Genomic DNA, 22,557 nt, shown 5'->3' with positions numbered 1-22,557 from the left:
CAAAATACACTGCCAGCCATTGTGTAGCCCCGAAGCGGTTTTCGGGGATGAGATTGAGGAAAACGCATGTTTACAGCAACAGATGTGTTAAAGCCGGAGTTTGTCGCGCAGCCGCTCGATAAGCTATGGGCATTGATCTCCCCATTGTATATGGTGGACGAATCTCAATGGCTGGAGCAGCTCCTGCCACTGGCAACCCCTTCAGCGGAAGAAAAGCAAGCGATCGCCAGCCGAACGACTCAGTTAATTGAAGCGATTCGCGCCGACAAGAAGTCGATTCAATTGATCGATGCACTGTTGTTGGAATACAGCCTAGACACGCACGAAGGCATTTTGCTGATGTGTTTGGCAGAAGCGCTGATGCGTATTCCGGATGCGGCCACGGCTGACGCTCTGATCAAAGATAAAATGAGCGTGGCAGATTGGAAATCGCATCTTAAAAATTCTGAATCTGTGTTTGTCAACGCCTCGACATGGGGCCTCATGCTGACAGGTAAAGTGGTGGGCTTGGGTGATGATGAAACGCAAAGTGCTAGCCAAGCGCTCAATCGCTTAGTGAACAAGCTTTCTGAGCCAGTGATCCGCAAAGCCATGTATCAGGCAATGAAGATCATGGGTCATCAGTTCGTTCGTGGTCGCACCATCGAAGAGGCGCAGAAAAATGGCCGCCCGATGCGCGATAAAGGCTTCACTTACTCTTTTGACATGCTGGGTGAAGCGGCGCTGACCACTGCGGATGCCAATAAATACTTCAAAGATTATTTGATGGCGATTGAAGCGGTGGGTCGTGAAACGTATGGTAACGACACCAGCCCCGCGCCGTCGGTATCGATCAAGCTCTCTGCCTTGCATCCTCGCTATGAAGTGGCCAATGAACACCGCGTGATGAGCGAGCTGTTTGATACGTTAGCACAACTGCTTAAACGTGCTGTCGAGCTAGACGTTGCGATTACCATTGATGCGGAAGAAGCCGACCGCCTAGAGCTCTCTCTCAAACTGTTTGAAAAACTCTACCGCAGTGAAACGGTCAAAGGCTGGGGTAAGTTTGGCCTGGTGGTGCAAGCGTATTCCAAACGCGCTCTGCCGGTGTTGGTGTGGCTCAATGCGCTGGCTAAAGAGCAAGGCGATTTGATCCCGCTGCGTTTGGTGAAAGGCGCGTATTGGGACAGCGAAGTGAAGTGGTCTCAGCAGCGCGGTTACGATAACTACCCGGTTTACACTCGCAAAGAAGCTACCGATGTGGCGTACTTAGCGTGTGCTCGCTTCCTGTTAAGCGATGACGTGCGCGGCAACATCTTCCCGCAATTTGCTAGCCATAACGCGCAAACCGTTTCCTCGATCGCCACCATGGCGACTCACAGTGACTACGAGTTCCAACGTCTGCATGGCATGGGCGATTCACTTTATAACCATGTGATGGAACAGTATCGTCAGCCAGTACGAATTTACGCGCCAGTGGGCAGCCACAAAGATTTGCTGCCATACCTAGTGCGTCGTCTGCTGGAAAACGGTGCCAACAGTTCGTTTGTACACCGTTTGGTTGATGCGCGCTGCCCAGTGGCAGAGCTCACCAAACATCCAGTAGAAGCACTGACCTCATTTGAAACACTGAACAATACCAAGATCCCATTGCCAGCGGCGATTTTCCCTGAGCGTAAAAACTCCTATGGCGTTAATGTGGATATCGAAAGCGAAGCCAAGCCGTTTGAAGCACAGGTCGAGTCCTTCTTGAGCAAGCAGTGGTTAGCGGGCCCAATCATCAATGGCGCTTCGCTGGCCGAAAGCATGATCAAGGACGGTCAAGCGGAAAGTGTCACAGCGCCGTATGATCGTCGTATCCAAGTGGGGCAAATTGCGTTTGCTAACCTTGATCATGTTTCCCAAGCGATCGACATCGCACAAGCGGCTTTTGCGGATTGGAATCGCACACCGTTGGTGGAGAAAGCGCGTTGCCTAGACAACCTCGCTGATTTGATGGAAGCCAACTTGGCTGAGCTGGTGGCGCTTTGTCACCAAGAAGCGGGCAAGACACTGCATGACAGTATTGATGAAGTGCGTGAAGCGGTCGATTTCTGTCGTTACTACGCCAAACAAGCGCAAAATCTGCAACCTTTTGAGTTAGAAGGCTTTGATGGCGTGAAACGCGTTGCCAGCCGTGAAGGTTTGGGGGTATTCGTCTGCATTAGCCCGTGGAACTTCCCACTGGCGATTTTCCTTGGTCAAGTGACCGCGGCGCTCGTGGCGGGCAACACGGTCGTAGCGAAACCGGCGGAACAAACCAGTTTGATCGCGGTGCGTGCGGTAGAGCTCATGCTACAAGCAGGTTTCCCAGCAGGCGTTGTTCAACTGATCCCTGGTCGTGGTGCGGATATTGGCTCGGCGCTCACCTCTCACCCAGCCATTGCAGGGGTGGCGTTTACGGGCTCCACCGCCACGGCGCAACGCATCAACGTAACTTTGGCACAACGTGAAGCCAAACCGGTGCCGTTTATCGCCGAAACCGGTGGTCAAAACGCGATGATCGTTGATAGTACTGCGCTGCCAGAGCAGGTGGTGCGTGATGTGATTCGTTCTGCCTTTGCTTCTGCAGGTCAACGCTGTTCAGCACTGCGTGTGCTGTTTGTTCAGCAAGACATTGCCGATCGAGTGATTGGCCTGATCCAAGGGGCAATGAATGAACTGAGTGTTGGTGTGCCGCATCGACACAAAACCGATGTGGGGCCAGTGATTGACGCGCGCGCGAAAGAAAAGCTGCTGCTGCATATCGAGCAGATGAACCAAACTCAGAGGCCGATTGCGCAACTGACACTGGCGGACGATTGTCAGCATGGTGATTTTGTCGCACCAACGGCATTTGAAATCTCAGGTATCGACGTGCTTAAAGAAGAGCAGTTTGGCCCGATCCTGCACATTGTGCGTTTCAAAGCGTCTGAACTGACTCGCGTGGTGGAACAAATCAACCAAACGGGCTTTGGTTTGACCATGGGTATTCACAGTCGTAACGAAACCACCTACCGCTGGATCGAAAAACACGCTCGAGTAGGGAACTGCTACATTAACCGTGACCAAGTGGGTGCGGTGGTTGGCGTGCAGCCATTCGGTGGTCAGGGCTTATCGGGGACTGGGCCAAAAGCAGGTGGTCCACACTACTTGTATCGCTTTACCCAAGTGCAATTTAACCAGACTGAGAACGCATAAGGAGCAACATCATGGTTCATCAAGTGACGAGTTTTTCGGATGCTTTCTCAGCATGGGAACAGTGGAATCTGACCAATTTTGATTACAAATGTGAGCACTTGCTTGCATTTAAAGCCGCTCTGGATGGGAAGCATGCGCTGGTTGCCAAGGTGGTTTCTTACCACTTGCAACAAGCCTCTTCGCTATTGGCTGATGCTCACCTTTTGGTTGGGCCTACCGGAGAAACCAACGAGTTGTACACCGCGGGCCGTGGGGTGGCGCTGGTGATCGTTGAAAACGAGCAAAGCGATTCAGAGCAAGCTCTGTACAACGCTTTTGCTTTAGTGACCTGTGCGCTGATTGCTGGTAACAGCGTCATCGTTTGCAGTGATAACTCAGAGTTCAACGGCTTGCTCAGCAGCGCCCTTGAACAGACGCATTTCCCTTCCAACCTAGTACAAATGGTCGCCTACGATGCGCTTTTACAGCTCATCGACCGTGATGTACGCAGTGTCGGTTACGTGGGTAATGCGCAGGTTGAGCATGAGCTCAATCTACAATTGGCCAAACGTGACGGTGCTATCGTCGGTTTGGTTTCTGCAACGGATCAAGCAGGTGCTCTGCTTGCTCATGATCCGCATCTTTCGCTGCGTTTCATTACCGAACGTACGCGTACCATAAATATTACCGCAGTGGGTGGTAACGCAACTCTACTCGAGTTGGGGAACGATACTCACTAACCTTTCCATGCTCCCCCACGCCGTTTGGGGGAGCCAAGGAAGGATTATTATTCTAATGAGGACTATCTAATGATAGAGAGTAGCTTCGCTATTACGGGCACTTTTATTGCCTATTTGATTCTTATGGTGGCGATCGGGGTTTACGCCTATAAGAAAACGTCTAGCTCAAGTGATTATTTCTTGGGTGGTCGTAGCTTAGGTCCATGGCCAGCGGCGCTGTCTGCTGGGGCGTCGGATATGAGTGGTTGGTTGTTGTTAGGCCTACCAGGTTACGCTTACGCCGCGGGTATCGAGTCGTTCTGGCTTGCTGGTGGTTTGTTGGTGGGTACTTGGGCAAACTGGCTAGTCAGTGCCAAGCGTCTTCGTACTTACAGTATTCAAACGGATGCACTTACATTGCCTGAATTCTTGTCACGTCGTTTCGATGACAAATCAAAACTGATTCAGACAATTTCTGCTTTCTTCATTCTGTTGTTCTTCCTTTTCTATACCAGCTCAGGCCTGGTTGCAGGGGGCAAACTGTTTGAAACTGTGTTTGGTCTAGATTACAGCACTGCGGTGATCATCGGCACCTTGTGTGTGGTTTCGTACACCTTGTTTGGTGGTTTCCTCGCGGTTTCTTGGACGGATTTAGTGCAAGGCCTGTTGATGGCGGCGGCATTGATGATTGTTCCTATTGCAGTGATGGAAGGGGGCTTTGGCCAACTGGCGACCGACATGCACAACATTAACCCAGAGCTACTGACGCTGTGGAACGATGCCAAAGGCGAGCCACTTAGCGCAATTGCGATTATTTCACTGGTCGCTTGGGGTCTAGGTTATTTTGGTCAGCCACATATTTTGGCGCGTTTTAAAGCCTCTCGTACTAACCGCGAACTGGGTACGGCTCGTCGTATTGCGGTGGGTTGGACTGCGCTATCGATGGCAGGTGCGATTCTGGTTGGTTTGGTTGGCCTTGTATGGGTTAACGGCCATCCGGGTACTGAACTGGCCGACGGCGAGAAAATCTTCATGCTGCTGGTGAACACCGTGTTCCACCCAGTGATTGCCGGTATCTTGTTGGCGGCGATTCTAGCCGCGGTCATGAGTACTGCGGACTCTCAACTGTTGGTTTCGTCTTCAGCATTGGCGGAAGACTTCTACAAGCAAGTGATCAAGCCAGACGCAAGCTCGCAAGAAATCGTGATGGTGGGCCGTATTGGTGTGGTGGTGATTTCTATCATCGCGCTTATCCTCGCCATGACACCAGATAGCTCGGTATTGGGCCTTGTCTCTTACGCTTGGGCTGGTTTTGGTGCCGCCTTCGGTCCCGCTGTTGTGCTAAGCCTTTACTGGAAAGGTATGAACCGCAACGGCGCGCTGGCGGGTATCCTGATTGGTGGTATCACTATCGTGGTTTGGAAACAATTGACTGGCGGTTGGTTTGACGTGTACGAAATCGTACCGGGAATCATCTTCTCAACCATCGCGATTGTTGGTGTGAGCAAACTCACTGGTGGCGCTGACAACACCGTTTTAGAGCAGCACCGTGAGTTTGAGAAAAAGTTGGTTGAGCTAGAGTAATCTTGATCTCGTGTTCAACAAGAACGAACACGATACTCAATTTACATTGTAAATAATCGAGCCCCTCGCTGGTGATACTGGTGAGGGGTTTGTTTTTTAACTACCGACAGAATCTTTTCTTGCCGCTAACAAATCCACGAAATGTTTGCTTTATTCTTGCGTTCAATCCGCACGGCATTGGGCGACAAAGATCGCAATTTGTTGAAGTTGCAGAACTATTTTTTGTACCTAGAGCACAAAAATTAAAAAGCGCTTTTTGAGTGTGGAATTAATTTGGTCAAAATGTGTCAATTGTCATTAGCAGCATTCGTACATCAGGGGAAGGGTCATGCCAGAAATCTATTGCTCAGCGTGTAAAAAAACAACCGCACACAAAGTCGTTATGCGTCGTTGTCAGACAGAGCAGAGTGATACGTTTTCAAGTCGGCTACAAAGTTTTACCCAACTGATGACTAAGTTTGTTTCCGGTGAGCACTATTACCACATGGAACCTCAGCATTTCTGCCGTTACTGTAATACGCAGAATACAGCAACGGTGAAATCCCTTTCACCGCAAATGGTTCAACCGATCGGTTAGACCTTCTTACTTAAGCGAAATCGCTTTCGAGCTCAGTACACTCACGGTTGACCTCTACAGGCCAACCGTAACTCATATACTCTTTCTCTAGTGCGTTCGCCACATCAGTGGAAACGTAAAGGGTCGTCCACTCGCCGATGCCAAAAGGCTGGTATTTAATCATGACGGTTTGCATGCTTTCTCCTGTGTTCAATCGCTTTAAAGTGCCGGTTGAAACTGACGAGTAAAGTAGATTGACAGCAGCTTGAGTTGTTATAAATATTGCTGCGTAAAAACGACATGGGAATATCATTCTGTATAATGCATTATGATTCATATCGTCTGCCTGCATTATCTCTGTTTAGAATAAAGACTCTTTTCTTTCTGGCTCATTAAATTCATCGAGAAGTTCAATAACTGACAGAAAAATAAGAAAAAAATCTTATTAACCATCGAAAAATATCTCTACTGAATAACTCCCTACATTTCATTAAACTCTCAGCTATTGATAGCGAACTGGGTTAGCCAGTAAACTGGCAAAAAAAATGATAAGGGACGAAGGATGTCTGGTTACCCGTTGGATCGCATCGATCTGCAAATCTTACGCATCTTGCATTTAAAAGGCCGTTTGCCGGTGGTTGAGCTGGCTAAGCAGGTCAACTTGACCACCTCACCGTGTTCTGAACGAGTCAAACGTTTAGAGAAAGAAGGGTACATCAAGGGGTATCACGCTGAACTCAATGCCGAAAAGTTGGGCTTGGATGTTCAGGTGTTTATTCATATTCGTCTTGATCAAACCAGCTTTTCCATCTTTGAAAAGTTTGCCAAAGCCGTCGCCGATATGCCGGAGATTGAAGAGTGTTACTCATTGTCGGGCGATTTTGACACTATGATCAAAGTGCGTGTCAAAAGCATGAAGGCGTATCAAGAGTTTATGTCGAGCAAGCTCGGTACTCTGCCGGGGGTGATTCAAACGCGTAGCGAAGTGGTGATTGAGGAGCACAAAACGGGCTTTGGTGTGAACCCAGAGCTGTTGTCGACCTTGTACCAAAAGTAACGCGACAGGTCAGCGGTGCGGGATATACCCCAGTGAGGGGGCAAGTCAGCGCCAAAATAGAAGAGGGAAGCACTGGGCTTCCCTCTGTTGTTTCTGCTGCGGTCAGTGGCTAAGCAACGACGGAAGTGATGACACCAATCAGGCCGCCAAACACGCCACCCCAAACCACAAGCCAGCCCAAATGCTGTTTGATCATCTTCTGCACCATCTCTTTCACCAACTTAGGCGTCAACTCGTTAAGACGCTGATCAATGATGTTTTCAATGTTTTGTTGGATCTCTTCCATCATCGCGGGCGCTTCGAGTTCTTCTTTCAATGCCTGCTTGATGGTGTCGCTGTGGCTGAGATCCACCATGGCTTGCTGCATCTTCTCGACAAATGGTTGTTTGAGGGGAATCAAGGCTTCTGTGCCGCCAAACATCGCCAACATGCCCCCAAATTGCGATTGGGCGATAACATCAACCAGCGAGTCGAACGTTGGGTTGAAATCGACTTTGGCAATGATGGGCTCAAGATTGAAGCTCTTGCCACCGGCCATCTCTTTGCTGAGAAACTTATCGATGTTCTCGCTGGTAAAAAACTGTTCCATCATTAGGTTTTTGATCGCCGCTTTAAACTCCTCAAAGCGCGCAGGAATGACGCCTGAGCCGTATAACCCCGGCACTTTTTCAAACAGCATATGAATCGCTAGCCAGTTGGTAATGGCGCCAGAGAAGGCAAACAAGCCAGCATAAAGAAGGTAGTCGTTTTTCAGCGCGAAACCTGCTGCCAAAGCCGCTAAGGCAATCACGTTGGTCAATAAGCTTTTGTTCATTTTATCGTGTTCGTTTTTATCGTTGGTTATTCGGATGGCGGAATTCTAATCCTAATTGGTGCTGGTTGCCACAGGGTTGATGCGGATGACGTTGTGGCTGTTAGTCGTTAGAGTTGGTTGAAAATTATTCAATTCATTGCATTTGTATTGGCGATATTTTGAGATCGGAACTTTATTTTTATAAATATAAAATTGCGTTTTATTTGAGCGAGCGTAGGGTGGCTCTTATTAATAATTATCACAACAACAATAACGTGGCTGACAAATGATCGGCCATTCCCCTACACATCCACCCGACAGAGGACCTGTTAATGAAAAAAACCACGTTTCCTTCTTCCGTTCCGTTTTTCCTGCTTTGCTTGCGGCTCCTATGAGTCTGGCGAATGAAGTGATGACCTTATCACAGCGCGTTGCTCCAGATTTCGCCCAGCAAGCATCTCGCAACGCAGACAATAAGGGCCAGACGCTTTCTGGGCTGGCAACGCAGTATCGCGATGCCTTGTTGGCCGACGGAAGTTGGCCAGACATCGACTATACGATCGTGGCGACGGATGAGAAGCCGATCCGAGAGCATTTAGATCGCATTCGAGTGCTGGCCGCTGCCGAACATTTGTTTCCCCAAACGGGTTACGCGCAAGCAGCGATTGAGGCGATGTATTATTGGTATTCCGCCGATCGAACCAATAAAAATTGGTGGTGGAACGAGATTGGTAAACAACTTCGTTTGGGGCCTGCTGCGCTGATGTTAGGCAGTGCACTGCCGAGTGATTTAAAAACGTTAATTCAAGGCGATATGCCGAGTGCGCCGTACAAAACGGGCGCCAATCGAACCGATCTTTCCAAAGCGGTCATTTTTGGTGGTTTGCTGGCGAATGATGCTGCGCAAGTTCAGCGTGGTTTAGAGGGGATTGCGGAAACCATAGTGATCACCGAAGCCGAAGGGGTACAAGCGGATTACTCATTCCAACAACATGGTGCACAGTTGTATACCGGTGGTTATGGGGAAGTGTTTTTTGATACCGCGTCATTTTGGGCTTATCACGTACGAGATTTGCAATGGAAGTTCTCTCCAGAGCAAATTGATCTGCTCAGCGATTATTTCTTGGAAGGGGTCCGTTGGATGAACAGCCACGGAACGTTAGACTATAACGCCCGTGGTCGAGGAATCAGTCGTGTTCAAGTCGTGGACAAATCGACGTTGCAGCAGCAAAGTCAGTATATTGCCGCTTTGTCACCTCAACGTGCTCAGGAAGCGGAGCAGTTTCGTCGTCATGTTGCAGGAGAGGGGGCTGGTTTCGAAGGCTTTAAGCAATTTTGGCGCTCTGACTATGCAAGCAAGGTTGGGGAAAATCACTTTATTGGCGTAAAGATGAACTCATTGCGTATAGAGCCAACGGAAGCGGGCAACAATGAAAACTTATTGGGCAATTGGCTCGGCTTTGGCAGCATGTTTATCATGCAAAGAGGTGATGAGTACCACAATCTCTTTCCCGTGTGGAACTGGGCTTTGGTTCCGGGTGTGACTGCCCCTCAGTTTGCGGAGAAACCCGCCGACTGGGGAAGCATCGTGATGAACACGAGCTTTGTTGGCGGCGTTTCTGATGGTCGTTATGGCGTTGCAGTGATGGACATGAATGCCTATGGCACGCAAGCGAAGAAAGCGTGGTTTAGCTTCAAGGATGAAATGGTGGCGCTAGGCGCTGGCATAGCCTCAACGAGAAATGAGTATGTCAATACATCGGTCAACCAAACTCGATTAAAAGGACCGGTGACGGTCGACGGTGCGGTGTATGAAAAAGGCAGTCGCGCCTTGGTCAATGCGTCTTGGGTGCATCATGACGGCATTGGCTACGTTTTCCCTGCGTACTGGTACGGGCATATGAACAACCAAACCCAATCGGGTAATTGGTACGACATCAATCGTGGTCAGGCGAATGAAGTGGTGTCCGATGAGGTGTTTATGTTGAGAATTGGCCACAGTTGGCAGCCAACAAACGCCAGTTATCAATACATCATTGTGCCGAACCGAACGGCATCTCAAGTGGAGGCTTACGCACAGCAATCCCCGATCGCGGTACTGAGTAACAGCAACACTCTGCAGGCGGTGCATCATCAAGGTTTGAACGTCACCGGCGTGATTTTCCATCAACCCGGGAGTATCAATTTGCACGACGGTTCGACCTTGTCGGTCAGCCAAGCTAGTGTGGTGCTGATTGATCAATCGGCCGCGGATCCGGTCGTGACCTTATCAACGCCAGGGCAAGGCACACAGGTACAAGTGAGCTTTGACAAGGGAGGAGTGAGTAAACACACCACAGTGCAGACGTCTTCAGAGCCAAGATGGATGGGCAAGGGCGTGTTGGTCGACTTTTCCGCTCCTGTCTTACCTACACCTCCTCAAACGGTGATGGTTTCACAAGATGCGTTTGTCCGCGATGGTCAATATGCCAGCCAATCTTTTGGCAGCAACAGTTATCTTGTGGTGAAGAAAGACGGCACGGGTTACAACCGAAAAACGGTGCTGCAATTTGATCTGAGTGGACAAGGGATCGACTCGACCACCAACGCGACGCTGCGATTGCATGTGCGTAATGTCAATAGCGATGTGGAGCGAACGGTGACAGTCTCACGCTTGGCGAGCAGCGACTGGCTCGAGTCCAACATCAGTTGGGCATCGTTACCCGCTAACGTGGCCACGGGTCCGAGCGTTGGCATCACCCCCGCAGATATAGACCGCTGGGTTGAGCTTGATATCAGCGCGTTGATGCAATCTGGGGTTGTGAGTTTGGTGCTTGAGAATCTTGGTAGCGCCAGTGGCAAATCTGATGTCAGTTTCTCCAGTCGAGAAAGTGCCCAAGCGCCACAACTGGTTCTGTCGCGCTCGCAGTAGTCGCAGGTTCAGTGATTTATTTCGATAAAAGAAGAGCCCGATGTTTTCATCGGGCTCTTTGGTTTAGTGCGGTTATTTAACGTGTACGCGGGGCTGTGATATGACGCTCCAGCGCTGCGGCGAACTCGGTGACTTTTTCTGGATAGAGTTCGGCAAGGTTATTTAACTGCCCCAAATCATCGTGCAAATCGTACAACTGAGGGCGAGAGAGGTTGCCTTTTTCATTGCCAGTGTACTGGCAGATGAAGTCGTCATCATGTGGCGGGATATAGGCATAACGTTGGTCTCGGAAGACTTTCTTATATTGCATGCCTTCCAGCACCATTTCGCGGCGTCCTTGGTGTTCTTTGCCCAGTAAGGTCTCGAGCAGCGGTTTGCTATCAGGCGCTTCCTGCTCTTGCAACTCAATGCCGGTTAGCTGCGCAAAGCAGTGGTAGAGGTCCACTTGGTTGAACAGGGCATCCGTTTCTCCATCGACAATGCCATTGGGCCAACGCACGATAAACGGCACCCGAGTCCCGCCTTCAAACAGGCTGTATTTGCCACCACGCAACGGCCCTGCCATGCGGTGCTCACCATTGAGCTCTACCGCTCGGTCTTTATAACCGTCGTTGAGCACGGGTCCGTTGTCGCTGGAGAAAATCACCAACGTGTTCTCTTTGAGTCCGAGCTGCTCAAGTTTGTCGAGCACTTGGCCAATGCACCAATCCATTTCGACAATCACATCGCCACGCGCGCCGTGAGGGGTAACGCCACGAAAGCGTGGGTTAGGTATGCGAGGCACATGCGGCTGATGCAGTGCGTAGTATAGGAAAAAGGGCTGATGTTGGTGTTGTTCGATAAACGCCATGGCTTTTTGCGCGAACTCTTCCCCCATGGTTTCATCGTTCCAAATGGCGGACTGCCCACCACGCATATGACCGATACGGCTGACCCCATTGATGATGGTGCCATCGTGGCCGTGATCGTACATCACATCCAACAGTTCAGGGTTATGGCGACCATTGGGGACATCGGCAAAGGCGTGCTCCCAATCGTATGTCACTTCAATCGGATCGGTAGGGTCTAAGTTTTCCACCTGACGATTGTGAATGTAAACACAAGGTACGCGGTCATTGGTGGCGGCCATGATGAATGAATCATCAAAACCGACATCATTTGGCGTGCCTTGAATTTCTTGATTGAAATCGAGATCGCCATTGCCGAGTCCTAAGTGCCATTTGCCAACGATCCCCGTGCGATAGCCAGCCTTTTGGAACATCTTTGGCATAGTGGCATCAGAAATGGTGATGATCTGTGGTGCATCACCGGGCAGCACGGCTGCCTTCGGGTTGCGCCACGGGTAAGAGCCCGTGAGCAAGCTATAACGAGAAGGAGTGCAGGTCGCAGCAGTGGCGTAGCCTTGATGAAACTTCAGCCCTTCTTGGGCCAACTTATCGAGGTTGGGGGTTGGGATGTCATTGGCGCCGTAGCAACTCAAGTCGCCAAAGCCAAGGTCATCGGCGTAGAGAATGATAACGTTTGGGGGCGTGTGGTCTGTCATGAAAATTCCTTATTGATGCCAACCTGAGTAAACAAATCATAGGGAAGAAGGTGAGCAAGCACTTGCTCCTCTGCCCACGGATCATCCACTCGAACCAGTTCTTGAGCCATGGCGTGCAGTAAGCGACGCACGACAGGATCATTCGGGTCAAAGTGGCGGTTGTTGGTTTGATAGGGGTCTGTTTGATTGTCGAAAAATTGGCTCTCGCTGAGTTGACCAAAGGCGTCAATGTGCAGCGCCAACGAGTAACGCTCGGTTTTTATCCCTCGCGAGACGGCAAAGTAATCGCGGATCTTGCCATCCGCGCAGGGTGGGCTATCGATGTTTTTTAAATAGAGGGCGCAAGTTGGGCCCACCGCGACAGAGGGGGAGCGAAACACCTCTGCTAGGTTGCGACCGTGAATGTCATCGGGGCACAAATCGCTTAGCCCCATCAATCCCAATACGGTGGGCATGATGTCTGCGCTGCTCAAAAACGCAGGGTGTTGCTGCGCTTGGTTTTGCATTGCGTCTTTCAGTAAAAAGGGGACACAGAGGGATTCGTTATAAATGCTGTTTTTGGCGTCGGTCACGCCATGACTACACAAGGTTTCACCGTGATCACTGGTAAAGACCACAATGGTGTTCTCCCATTCGCCCAGCGTTTTTAATGTGTCGACCAAGCGACCAAACTCTTGGTCGACGCCCGTCACGTTGGCGAAATAGAACGGGGCACTGTGCGCTTTTTCCATGTGATGGTCGGCGTTGTCTCGCGTGAGTAACGACGTTAAAGGTTGATCGCAGTAACGCTGCCAATCCGCTTCACGGCAGTCATGCAAACTCGAGTATGGGCTGTGTGGCGGGTTCATCGACACAAACAAAGCAAAGGGCTGCTCTGGTCGTTGCTGTTGATGACGCGTAAGAAACTCAATCGCTTTGTCGGTTTCATGTTCTGCCGACCACTTGCGCGGTTCATGGCGCTGCCCAATGGTGTCGTAGTAGTGCGGATTGCAATGTTGATCGAACGTGCCATAGCCATACCACTCATCAATGCCGTGGCGACGGTTTGGCTCGGTGTAGGAGTCCCACGCGGGGCGTTTACTATCCACATACTGCCCAGGATTAGCAGGGTCGTTTTCCGTTGGCCAATCAAGGTGCCACTTTCCAATGTAGCCTAGGTAGTATCCGGCATCGCTGAGCACATCGGTAAAGCAGCGTGCCTTTTCAGGCAGTTGGGAGGAAACGCGATCGGAATGGCAGTTGAGCGGCACTCCGCTTTTTGACGGAAACTGGCCGGTGAATAAGCTGCCGCGATGAGGGCTGCAAACCGGGCAGTTACTGACGGCATTGCTGAGCAAGGTGGCTTGCTCGGCAAAGTGGTCTAGGTTGGGTGTCAACACGGGGTCGCCCTTGCCTGGCAGCAGCGATTGATAGTGTGGGTCTTGCCATATGCCAAGGGACATCAGCCGAAACTGATCAGGAAAAACATAGAGTAAGTTCGGTTTTTTCATGGTGGTTTAGGGGCCATATTATGCACTTTCTATATGGGCATTTATTATATTGAAATGATGTTTCAAAAACCTGTCATTGATCACAGTGATAATAAAATAAAAAGATGTTTTAAAAAAAATAAGTAAAATTAACAAAGTTACTTACTTGTTGAGATAGGCGAATGCAACCAGCACACATCCCCGTTACCAAGCCACGAGCAAAACGCCCGTTCCATGTTCTTGCCAAACCGATTGGTCCGGTTTGCAATCTCGATTGCGATTACTGCTTTTACCTAGACAAAACCGAGTATTATCCGCAAACCAAGCGCTTTGACATGAGTGATGACGCTTTGGAAGCGCACATCAAAAGTTATATTGAAAGTCAGCCTGCGGGGTGTGTTGAAGTGACTTTTGGTTGGCAAGGCGGTGAGCCGACGCTCAGAGGCGTCGAATTCTATCAACGCGTGGTGGCGTTGCAGCGCAAACACGCGCGGGCAGGCATGCAGATCGTCAATACCTTACAAACCAATGGGATACTGCTGGATGATCAGTGGGGGGATTTTCTTCGTCGCCACCACTTTTTGGTGGGCATTAGCCTTGATGGGGATAAAGAGTTGCATGACCACTATCGCAAAACACGCAGTGGCAAAGGTTCTTATGATCAGGTGGTGCGCGGCTTGCGGGTATTGCAAAAGCATCAAGTCGAATTCAATGTGCTGACGGTGGTGCAAAACCACAATGGTGCGGATGGCAAAAGGGTCTACCAGCACTTAAAAGCATTGGGCGCACGTTTTATTCAGTTCATTCCTATTGTCGAGCCGGTCAAAGGTGAGGGGGTCTCTTCGCGCAGCGTTTCCCCCGAGCAATTTGGTCAATTTATGATTGATGTGTTTGAAACTTGGCGTCAGTACGACATGGGGGAAGTGTTTGTCAGTCATTTTGATAACGCTTTGGGCATGCAACTGGGGATGCCTTCATCCATTTGTGTGCATGCACCGCAATGTGGCGATAATCTGGTAATTGAACACAACGGCGATGCGTATAGTTGCGATCACTTCGTCTACCCTGAATTTAAGCTGGGCAATGTGCGCGAGCGAGATTATCCCGACTTGATTGAAACCCCCATTCAGCAGCAGTTTTCTCTGCGCAAACCCATGGGAAGCCAACTGCATTGCCAAGGGTGCAGCCAGCGTCATTTGTGTCATGGGGCTTGCCCAGCCCAACGTATCGATGACAATGGCGAGCTGTCGTTAACGGCGAAACACTACCTCTGCGCGGGGTATTTTGCCTTTTTCTCGCATATCCAGCCTTACCTTCGCGCAATGGGAGAGTGCCTGCGTCGTCAATTGCCTGCTTCCTCTTACCGTCAGTTTTTGCGCCAGAGTGAACAATGATGTCACTCTGGCCTGACGGTGACTAAATCACCGCCTTCATGCGATAAAACCACGTGCACAACGGATCGTGGTAGCGTTGCATTTCCGCATACATGGCCTCAATCATCGATTGTTTGATCTCGCCATAGTTTGGATCATCAATCAGATTGTGCATCTCCTGCGGATCGTGGCGCAGATGATACAACTCACTGCGGCCGCTGGCATTAAACACCAGTTTGTACTCTTTGGTGCGCCACATGCGCTGTGGGTAGGGGGTGAAATGGCCATTTTGCTGAGCAAGAATGCCCTCACGAACGGGCACGCTTTGCCCTGCTTGCTGGCGTAAGATCGGCAGCAGAGATTGGCCATCGAAACTCTCCGGCACCTTGGCGCTGGCGATGTCGGCATAAGTGGCGGTGAGATCGTGCAGGTAAACCAAATCATCATAGTGAGCGCCGATCTGGCTTGCATTGGGGTCTTTGATGATCAGCGGCACACGATAGGTTTGATCAAACATAAACTCGCCTTTTTCGATCATCCGATGTGCACCCATCGCGTCGCCGTGATCGGCGGAGATGGACAAAAACAGCCCATCGTAGAGATCGTGTTGTTTGAGGAAGTCGAGCAATTGGCCGATGGCGTCGTCAATCAGCGTAATGTACCCCCAATATTTGCAGACAATGTGTCGCCAGATTTCTTCGTCTAGGCTCCATACTCCCCACATTTTGGCAATGTTTTGGTAGTGCTCCGGTTTGCCAATCAAAGGATGGTAGAAGCTTTCATCAAAGGTCACTTGTTCAGGTTGGTACATTGAAAAGTAGGGCTCTGGGATGATGCAAGGCGTGTGCGGGCCCCAGAAATTCATCCACAAGGTGAAGGACTGATTTTGCTGCAGACACTTTTCAATGTGGCTGATGGCTTCATCCACCAAAAAATATGGAATCGACGCTTCAACGGGGGCATGGAGCAAACCATAGAACTCTTGGATTTTCAGATTGGGGTTGTTACCGAAGGTGCAGTCGCTAACTTTGGGAAGGGCAAATCCTTTCTCATGTAGCCATTCTTGGTAACGGTTGCCGTTGAGTGGCACGCTATCAAAGGCCAGATTTTGGTAAACACCACTACCAGGGTAGGCATAGCCATCAAAATTGTGACCAACGAAACCGTATTCTTGCGGCAGTTTTTGATGGCCGATGTGCCATTTACCAATGTAAATGTGCTGGTGGTTGGGCAACTCACTGATCAGGTTAGCGTCCTCAAGCGGTACGTCACATTTGTCGCCCTCTTTATCCGAGTTACACATCACGCCGTGGTGAGAGGGCATCTTGCCAGTGAATAAAGAGGTTCTTGACGGCGTGCAGACAGAAGAGGCGCAAAACGCTTGTTCAAAGCGTGCCCCCGCCGCGGCAATGCTGTCCATATTGGGGGTTTGGACCACAGGATGACCATAACAACCAAGCATATCCGCTCGGGTCTGGTCCATGAGCAATAGAGCAAAATTCACACGCAACTCCCATTAAATGAAATGATGGTTCAATTATATTGTCGAATCTTATCTATTTTTGTGAACTATGTATGCATTGAATATAAAAAATGAAACAGAGTTTTGATCTTCATATCATAAATATAAAAAAGCGTTTCAATAATTAGTGGTGATGAGTTCTAATTGCGACATTGATGAATTTGTTGATAAGTGAGTAGCCCGTGGCCATCAGCCTCAATCAATTGGTGAAGCAGGATGTGACATTTAGCCGTCGAGCGGAAACGCTGCAACTGTTGAATGAGATTGTGCAGCGTCAACTTCCGGTATTAACCGAGCAGAGTGGTGATCGCCCGACGTACAACAGTGCCGCGCATTACCCCACCGAAGTGGCGAAGCTAGAGCACCTTTGTCGGTTGCTATGGGGCGCGGCACCTGCAACGCATGAGCTCAACCAAGCGCATCACACCTTACGTCAGATGGTGGTGGCGGGTTGCGATCCAGATTCAGAACACTATTGGCAGCAGCCGAAAAACTATGATCAACGTGTGGTGGAAATGGCCTCCATTGCCGTTGCGCTGGTGGATGCAAAGGAGTGCTATTGGCTGCCTCTTTGTTCACAAGAAAAGCAACACTTGGTGGATTGGCTGCGCGCGGTGACGGATTTACAACTCCCTCCGAACAACTGGCGTTGGTTTCGTATTCTTATCCTCAGTGCCTTGCAGCAGTTGGGCGAACAGATTAACGAGCAAGTGCTGGCCGATGATCTCGCCTTTGTTGATGCGCTCTATCTCGATGATGGTTGGTATCAAGACGGCGAAGGCGGTGCGCTCGATTATTACAATCCGTTTGCTTTTCAACTTTATGCATTGGTGTATGTGCGTTGGCAGCAAGGCGAAGGTGATTTGTGCCAACGCTTGTTGGCGCGAGCGGTGGCGTTTTCCCATGGCTACCAGTATTGGTTTGGTGATGACGGACAGCCGCTATGCTATGGCCGCTCGCTCAACTACCGTTTTGCAGGCGCCGCTTTTTGGGCAGAGCTTGCCCGACACGATCACCCAGACATGGATATCGTGACGGCCAAAAACTACTGGATGCAAACCATGCGTTGGTGGGCAAAGCAACCGATTTGCGATCAACAAGCGCAATTGTTGCCCGGTTTTGCTTACCCGAATCTCTTAAGCAGTGAGTTTTACACCAGTTATGCATCACCGATGCTGGCGCTTAAAGCCTTTAATGCCCTCAATCTTGCTGAAGAGCATCCGTTTTGGCGTGCAGCCGAACAGCCTTTGGCCAGTCAGTTACCAGCGACTTGGATTGGCGAACACCATCAAATGGTACGGCGCCAAGGCAGCTATCTGCTGACCAACGCAGCTCCAGCCAATGAGCTGCGCCACTGTGAAGACAAATACAGCAAGTTCGCTTATAGCTCGGCGCATGGTTTGTGTGTCGAATCAACCCGTTGGCTCGATCAAGGTTGGGCGGGTGACAACATCGTCGCATTTGCCCATCCGCAGACGGGGCAATGGTTTAGCCGTCACCGCAACACTGACAGTTATCGAGATGGTGATGCCTTGGTCTCGCTGTGGCAACCATTTGAAGGTTGCGTGGTGAAAACGCGTCAGCAGTGGTCTGAACGAGGTGAAATCCGCCGCCATGAGATCACCACCGACATCGAACTGAATTTTGTCATGACGGGACACGCGGTGGATTGCTGGTCGGCGTGGTTTAGCCATCAGGTGATTCAACCAGCGAAGGTGAGCTCAGAACGATTGTTCAGTGAAATGATTTTATTACAAGGTGAAGGACAAACGCGCGTTTACCCATGTGCGCCGAACACCAATTTGCTTTATCCCCACGCCAGTGTTCCTGCCATCACAGGGCGTATCGAACCCGGTACGCACCAGTATGTGATTGCGGTGAATGCAGGCAAATGGCCTCGCTGAGCTGGATGGCTCGTGCGAAGCAGAAAAATTTTACCCATAATTTGTAAATCACATCAGGGAGTGACTGATGAACTATAAGAATAGCTTACCTCTACTTGGCAAAGTCGCGATCGCCGTGGCAGCGTCTATTTCTTTCTCAACTTGGGCTGATACCTACAATGAAGCCCCACAGTTAAAAGAGCTCGTTGCGGCTGGAAAATTACCGCCAGTGATCGAACGTTTACCGGAAAATCCGCTAGTGGTTGAACCGTTTGAATCGGTAGGGCAATACGGCGGCACGCTGAACTTGGTCGGTAAAGTGGTCGACAACGGTCACCGCGCGCGTACCATCGCTTACGACAATCTGTTTAATTTCGATGTTTACTACTCAAAAGTGGTGCCAAACCTAGCCACTGGATTTACTTCCAATGAGGCAAATACCGAGTACACCATTACTTTGCGCAAAGGGGTGAAGTGGTCTGACGGTACACCATTTACCGCAGACGACATTGCGTTTTACATCAATGACATTGTGGGTGATCCAGAGCACGCAGGCAACCGTCCACTGGCTCTACCGACTCACGATGCCGCGAAAGCGGAAGTGCTAGACAAGTACAGCGTGAAAATCACCTTGGCCAAACCAAATGGTTTGTTTATTCGCAGCTTGGCCACCGTGGATAGCGAAAGCTTCACCGCCTATCCAAAACATTACTGTGAACAGTTCATTCCAAAGTTCAATCCAAAAGCGGCAGAAATGGCGAAGGCGGCTGGTTTTGACTCTTGGCGTCAGTACGCGTCGACCAAATGCAATGCCCACTACTTCATCGAGCACTACAACAACGTTGATCGCCCTGTCTTGACAGCATGGAAAGTGAAAGTGGCGCCAGGTCCAAACGCGAGTTTTGCCGAGTTTGAGCGTAACCCGTATTACTGGCAAGTCGATACCGAAGGTAACCAATTGCCTTACTTAGACAGCGTTCGCTGGCGTTACAGTGAAGACCAAGAAGAGATGGTTCTGCGTGCCGCTGCGGGTGAAGCAGACTTCCAACATCGTCACATTGGTCAGCCAAGTTACCGTCCAATGCTGATCGATAACGAGAAGAAGAGTGGCTACACCTATGAGTTCCGTCCAAATACACGAAGCACGGAACTGGCCATCGCGCTAAACCAAACGGTGAAAGATCCGCTGAAACGCGAACTGTTCCAAAATAAAGATTTCCGTGTTGCGCTTTCTCATGCGATTGATCGTGAAGAGATCAGCGAAACCGTCTTCTCGGGTGCGGTCGGTCCACATCAAGCGGCACCGATTGAAATCTCGCCATTTTTTGATGAAGAGATGGCCACTCAGTACACGGAGTTTGATCTCGCCAAAGCCAATAAGTTGTTGGACTCGCTTGGTTTGACGCAACGTGACAAAGAAGGCTACCGTTTGATGAAAAACGGTGAGCGTCTGCGCATCGAAGCGGTCTCTAAAGTGAACGACAAAGGTGTGTTGGCCGATTCACTGGAACTGGTGAAGAAGCAGTGGAAAGCGGTGGGTGTGTTCTTAGATATTCGCGTTCTGGAAATTAACCATGTCACCAACATTCGCTTAACCAACGACTTCGACATGATCCCAATCGTTGGCGATGGTGGTGTGGGCATCATTGATGAAGCGCGTCACTACATGCCATTTAGCCCGGAATCAACTTGGGGCTTAGGTTACTACTTGTGGGCTTCAGAGCCGGGTAATGAATTTGCCGTGGAGCCACCGGCGCATGTGAAGAAGCAGTTGGAGTTGTGGAACAAGATCCAAAATACCTCTTCGCAAGAAACGCAGTTTAAGTATATGGAACAGATCCTCGACATCGCTAAAGAGCACTTCTACGTGATTGGTACAGTAGAAGCGCTGCCGGTGGGTGTGGTGGTGAACAACAAACTGCAGAACGTGCCAGAAAACATGCCTCAGTCTTGGACTTTCCCAACCCCTGGGCCAATGCGCATGAGCCAGCTATGGAAACAGCAGTAATCCACGGCGAGTTTCTATAACGCAATATCGTTAGGCCCAGTGTTCAATACTGGGCCTTATTTTATTTATGAAAATAAGAATCTGATGAGAAATATAAGGCTAACCTTGCAAGACAGTTCGCGTTGTTTTTATTTAAATACCTGAATTTTAATTGTTTCTAGCCAAAAATAACAACGGATTTTACGCAACTTGGTGAGGGTGAACACATCATCGGATTCTTTATTTCCCTTCGTTGTGATGGTTTTTAAGTCATTTTGTCACAGGGCCATGGTGGTGCTGAATATTTGTTGAATGATTGCGCACATCACGATGCGAAATATGGCGATAAAACAAGCAGATATTTGCAACACCTTCAGGGCCGCACAACGCCTTCTAGACGCAAGTTCTCGCCTCTTTATTGGCAAAGTTGCTCGACGCTCGATTGACTCTCTTCTGACCCTCTTGAGAGGCGTTGATGCTCGCTCTTTTCATCGGCTTAGGCACTAAGGCCTTTTTCGATAAGGTCTGAGCGTATGTTCGATTTGTGATGAATTAGAGTAATTTGACTAACACGTTACTGCATCGTTTACCCCACACTTGATTTTTTTCACCCATTGGTGGTGGTCTTCTTCAGTTTTTTTCCAGCGATACGCTAAGCAATTTGTGTCCAAATGGCGTGGCAACTTTAATTATCTGTAAGGCGAATGGTTAATTAAAAGTAAATTTGCAATGCAAATAATTTGGCTTCGATCACGCTTCAACGCTTTGGTGATGATCTTGTTATCATAAAACTGAAAAAGCGTTTTAAAAATAACTAACGATGCGTTCTAATAAAAATGAATATAGGGTTGAGTTATTAAATTGGTTGCACTTAAACGGTTTTAATTACCAATTTTCTTCACTTAACAGCGAAGGTTCCGGCCTTCATCAACCAGAGTAAATATTCCGAATAGGATTGGGATTAAGGAACAACAATGAGCAGTTTTTTTCTGTTTATAGGTAAGCGATTGATGTCGATACTGGTGACATTATTTGCCGTATCTATCGTTATTTTTGCGGTGATCGATTTGCCGCCGGGAGATTTTGCTTCGTCCAAAATCGCGGAGTTACAGTCAATGGGGCAAACCGTCGACCCACAAATGATTTATACCCTGCGTGAGATGTATGGTTTGGATAAACCACTGCTTGAACGTTATTTCGACTGGATCGGCGGCTTGTTGACCGGTGATTTAGGCATCTCCCTCACCAACAACCAGCCAGTGTGGGAAACCATTGAACCGCGCATTTGGCCAACTGTCTCTCTTGCTGCTGCGGTCTTTCTTTTTCAGTTCTTGATTGCCATTCCTATCGGTATGTATTCCGCGTTGCGTCAATACTCTTGGGGCGATTACGTGGCGACAGTTTTTGGTTTTATCGGCATGGCGACGCCCAACTTTGTGATTGCGATTCTGGCGCTGCTGATCGGTTACTACAGCTTTGATACGGTGGTCTCAGGGCTCTACTCCGAAGAGTTTCTAGACCAGCCTATGTCGTGGGCAAAATTCCTCGATGCAGCATCTCGCAGCTGGATTTATATCTTGGTGGTGGGTACGGCGGGCCTTGCAGGCATCATCCGTATCATGCGCGCCAACTTGCTCGATGAGCTGAAAAAGCCTTATGTAAAAACCGCGCGAGCGAAAGGGCAAACCGAAGCCAAATTGATCATGAAGTACCCCGTGCGCATCGCCATTTTGCCGATTGTTTCCACCATTGGTTGGATGCTGCCAGCCCTGCTGGGTGCGGACATCATCGTCAGCCAAGTCATGAACATCCCCACTTTAGGTCCATTGATGCTTTCCGCATTGCGGGCTCAAGATATGTATGTCGCGGGGGATGTCCTGCTCATCATGTCCATTCTCACCATTATTGGTACCTTGATTTCAGACCTATTGCTCTACTGGGTTGATCCCCGTGTGCGTGTTGGTGTAGCGAAGGAGTTTTAGT

Annotated in this window: 15 protein-coding genes; 10 read left to right on the top strand and 5 right to left on the bottom strand. The window is 49.7% G+C overall.

Features of this window, described 5'->3' with window-relative positions:
- Nucleotides 1–66: 66 nt before the first annotated feature.
- From putA to VV1_RS24125, 4 genes are all read left to right on the top strand, one after another.
- Nucleotides 67–3,198 (top strand): bifunctional proline dehydrogenase/L-glutamate gamma-semialdehyde dehydrogenase PutA, encoded by a 3,132-nt coding sequence (gene putA / locus VV1_RS20345; protein ID WP_011082015.1) that lies wholly within the window; start codon nucleotides 67–69, stop codon nucleotides 3,196–3,198.
- Between the two features lie 11 nt (nucleotides 3,199–3,209).
- Nucleotides 3,210–3,917 (top strand): 1-pyrroline-5-carboxylate dehydrogenase, encoded by a 708-nt coding sequence (locus VV1_RS20340; RefSeq protein ID WP_011082014.1) that lies wholly within the window; start codon nucleotides 3,210–3,212, stop codon nucleotides 3,915–3,917.
- A gap of 69 nt (nucleotides 3,918–3,986) precedes the next feature.
- Nucleotides 3,987–5,480: a sodium/proline symporter PutP gene (gene putP / locus VV1_RS20335; protein WP_011082013.1), complete on the top strand. Its 1,494-nt coding sequence runs from the start codon at nucleotides 3,987–3,989 to the stop codon at nucleotides 5,478–5,480.
- A 328-nt stretch (nucleotides 5,481–5,808) separates the two neighbouring features.
- Nucleotides 5,809–6,057, top strand: coding sequence for a hypothetical protein (locus VV1_RS24125; RefSeq protein ID WP_011152832.1), 249 nt, complete (start codon nucleotides 5,809–5,811; stop codon nucleotides 6,055–6,057).
- 10 nt (nucleotides 6,058–6,067) lie between these two features.
- Here VV1_RS24125 and VV1_RS25015 read toward each other — a convergent pair whose 3' ends face one another.
- Entirely contained in the window at nucleotides 6,068–6,232 is a 165-nt protein-coding gene (locus tag VV1_RS25015) for a hypothetical protein (protein WP_015728451.1), read from the bottom strand.
- Between the two features lie 366 nt (nucleotides 6,233–6,598).
- On the opposite strand from VV1_RS25015, the gene VV1_RS20330 reads away from it, so the two are divergent.
- A complete protein-coding gene (locus tag VV1_RS20330; RefSeq protein ID WP_011082011.1) occupies nucleotides 6,599–7,093 on the top strand; it encodes an Lrp/AsnC family transcriptional regulator in 495 nt (164 codons plus the stop codon).
- A gap of 109 nt (nucleotides 7,094–7,202) precedes the next feature.
- On the opposite strand, the gene VV1_RS20325 is transcribed toward VV1_RS20330, so the two are convergent.
- On the bottom strand, nucleotides 7,203–7,907 hold the full coding sequence (locus tag VV1_RS20325; RefSeq protein ID WP_011082010.1) for a DUF445 domain-containing protein: 705 nt from the start codon (nucleotides 7,905–7,907) through the stop codon (nucleotides 7,203–7,205).
- A gap of 370 nt (nucleotides 7,908–8,277) precedes the next feature.
- Here VV1_RS20325 and VV1_RS20320 point away from each other — a divergent pair, with 370 nt between their 5' ends.
- Nucleotides 8,278–10,797 (top strand): polysaccharide lyase family 8 super-sandwich domain-containing protein, encoded by a 2,520-nt coding sequence (locus VV1_RS20320; protein WP_011082009.1) that lies wholly within the window; start codon nucleotides 8,278–8,280, stop codon nucleotides 10,795–10,797.
- Nucleotides 10,798–10,873: 76 nt separating this feature from the next.
- Here the strand turns inward: VV1_RS20320 and VV1_RS20315 are convergent, their stop codons facing one another.
- Both VV1_RS20315 and VV1_RS20310 read right to left on the bottom strand, forming a co-directional pair.
- Entirely contained in the window at nucleotides 10,874–12,340 is a 1,467-nt protein-coding gene (locus VV1_RS20315) for a sulfatase family protein (RefSeq protein WP_011082008.1), read from the bottom strand.
- Nucleotides 12,337–13,830: a sulfatase family protein gene (locus VV1_RS20310; RefSeq protein ID WP_011082007.1), complete on the bottom strand. Its 1,494-nt coding sequence runs from the start codon at nucleotides 13,828–13,830 to the stop codon at nucleotides 12,337–12,339. Before VV1_RS20310 ends, VV1_RS20315 begins: the two co-directional genes overlap by 4 nt.
- A 161-nt stretch (nucleotides 13,831–13,991) precedes the next feature.
- Between VV1_RS20310 and VV1_RS20305 the strand changes: the two genes are divergently transcribed.
- The gene (locus VV1_RS20305; RefSeq protein ID WP_011082006.1) at nucleotides 13,992–15,203 is read left to right on the top strand and encodes an anaerobic sulfatase maturase; all 1,212 of its coding nucleotides are present in this window, start codon (nucleotides 13,992–13,994) and stop codon (nucleotides 15,201–15,203) included.
- A gap of 22 nt (nucleotides 15,204–15,225) precedes the next feature.
- Here VV1_RS20305 and VV1_RS20300 read toward each other — a convergent pair whose 3' ends face one another.
- Nucleotides 15,226–16,686: a sulfatase family protein gene (locus VV1_RS20300; protein ID WP_043921192.1), complete on the bottom strand. Its 1,461-nt coding sequence runs from the start codon at nucleotides 16,684–16,686 to the stop codon at nucleotides 15,226–15,228.
- Nucleotides 16,687–16,886: 200 nt separating this feature from the next.
- Here VV1_RS20300 and VV1_RS20295 point away from each other — a divergent pair, with 200 nt between their 5' ends.
- The 3 genes from VV1_RS20295 to VV1_RS20285 all read left to right on the top strand — a co-directional run bounded on the left by VV1_RS20295 (nucleotide 16,887) and on the right by VV1_RS20285 (nucleotide 22,556).
- The gene (locus tag VV1_RS20295; RefSeq protein WP_011082004.1) at nucleotides 16,887–18,608 is read left to right on the top strand and encodes a DUF2264 domain-containing protein; all 1,722 of its coding nucleotides are present in this window, start codon (nucleotides 16,887–16,889) and stop codon (nucleotides 18,606–18,608) included.
- Nucleotides 18,609–18,675: 67 nt separating this feature from the next.
- Entirely contained in the window at nucleotides 18,676–20,595 is a 1,920-nt protein-coding gene (locus VV1_RS20290) for an ABC transporter substrate-binding protein (protein WP_011082003.1), read from the top strand.
- 953 nt (nucleotides 20,596–21,548) lie between these two features.
- Nucleotides 21,549–22,556 (top strand): ABC transporter permease, encoded by a 1,008-nt coding sequence (locus tag VV1_RS20285; RefSeq protein ID WP_011082001.1) that lies wholly within the window; start codon nucleotides 21,549–21,551, stop codon nucleotides 22,554–22,556.
- The last annotated feature ends 1 nt before the right edge of the window (nucleotide 22,557 follow it).

Source organism: Vibrio vulnificus CMCP6 (assembly GCF_000039765.1).
Classification (GTDB): Bacteria; Pseudomonadota; Gammaproteobacteria; order Enterobacterales; family Vibrionaceae; genus Vibrio; species Vibrio vulnificus_B.
The sequence above is the reverse complement of the archived record's forward strand: the minus strand, read 5'-3'. Positions and strand labels throughout refer to the sequence as shown.

What these genes read in the sequence shown, in the direction of transcription:
- putA (WP_011082015.1), top strand. Translation starts at nt 67, where the DNA reads ATGTTTACAGCAACAGATGTGTTAAAGCCGGAGTTTGTCGCGCAGCCG.
- VV1_RS20340 (WP_011082014.1), top strand. Translation starts at nt 3,210, where the DNA reads ATGGTTCATCAAGTGACGAGTTTTTCGGATGCTTTCTCAGCATGGGAA.
- putP (WP_011082013.1), top strand. Translation starts at nt 3,987, where the DNA reads ATGATAGAGAGTAGCTTCGCTATTACGGGCACTTTTATTGCCTATTTG.
- VV1_RS24125 (WP_011152832.1), top strand. Translation starts at nt 5,809, where the DNA reads ATGCCAGAAATCTATTGCTCAGCGTGTAAAAAAACAACCGCACACAAA.
- VV1_RS25015 (WP_015728451.1), bottom strand. Translation starts at nt 6,232, where the DNA reads ATGCAAACCGTCATGATTAAATACCAGCCTTTTGGCATCGGCGAGTGG.
- VV1_RS20330 (WP_011082011.1), top strand. Translation starts at nt 6,599, where the DNA reads ATGTCTGGTTACCCGTTGGATCGCATCGATCTGCAAATCTTACGCATC.
- VV1_RS20325 (WP_011082010.1), bottom strand. Translation starts at nt 7,907, where the DNA reads ATGAACAAAAGCTTATTGACCAACGTGATTGCCTTAGCGGCTTTGGCA.
- VV1_RS20320 (WP_011082009.1), top strand. Translation starts at nt 8,278, where the DNA reads ATGAGTCTGGCGAATGAAGTGATGACCTTATCACAGCGCGTTGCTCCA.
- VV1_RS20315 (WP_011082008.1), bottom strand. Translation starts at nt 12,340, where the DNA reads ATGACAGACCACACGCCCCCAAACGTTATCATTCTCTACGCCGATGAC.
- VV1_RS20310 (WP_011082007.1), bottom strand. Translation starts at nt 13,830, where the DNA reads ATGAAAAAACCGAACTTACTCTATGTTTTTCCTGATCAGTTTCGGCTG.
- VV1_RS20305 (WP_011082006.1), top strand. Translation starts at nt 13,992, where the DNA reads ATGCAACCAGCACACATCCCCGTTACCAAGCCACGAGCAAAACGCCCG.
- VV1_RS20290 (WP_011082003.1), top strand. Translation starts at nt 18,676, where the DNA reads ATGAACTATAAGAATAGCTTACCTCTACTTGGCAAAGTCGCGATCGCC.
- VV1_RS20285 (WP_011082001.1), top strand. Translation starts at nt 21,549, where the DNA reads ATGAGCAGTTTTTTTCTGTTTATAGGTAAGCGATTGATGTCGATACTG.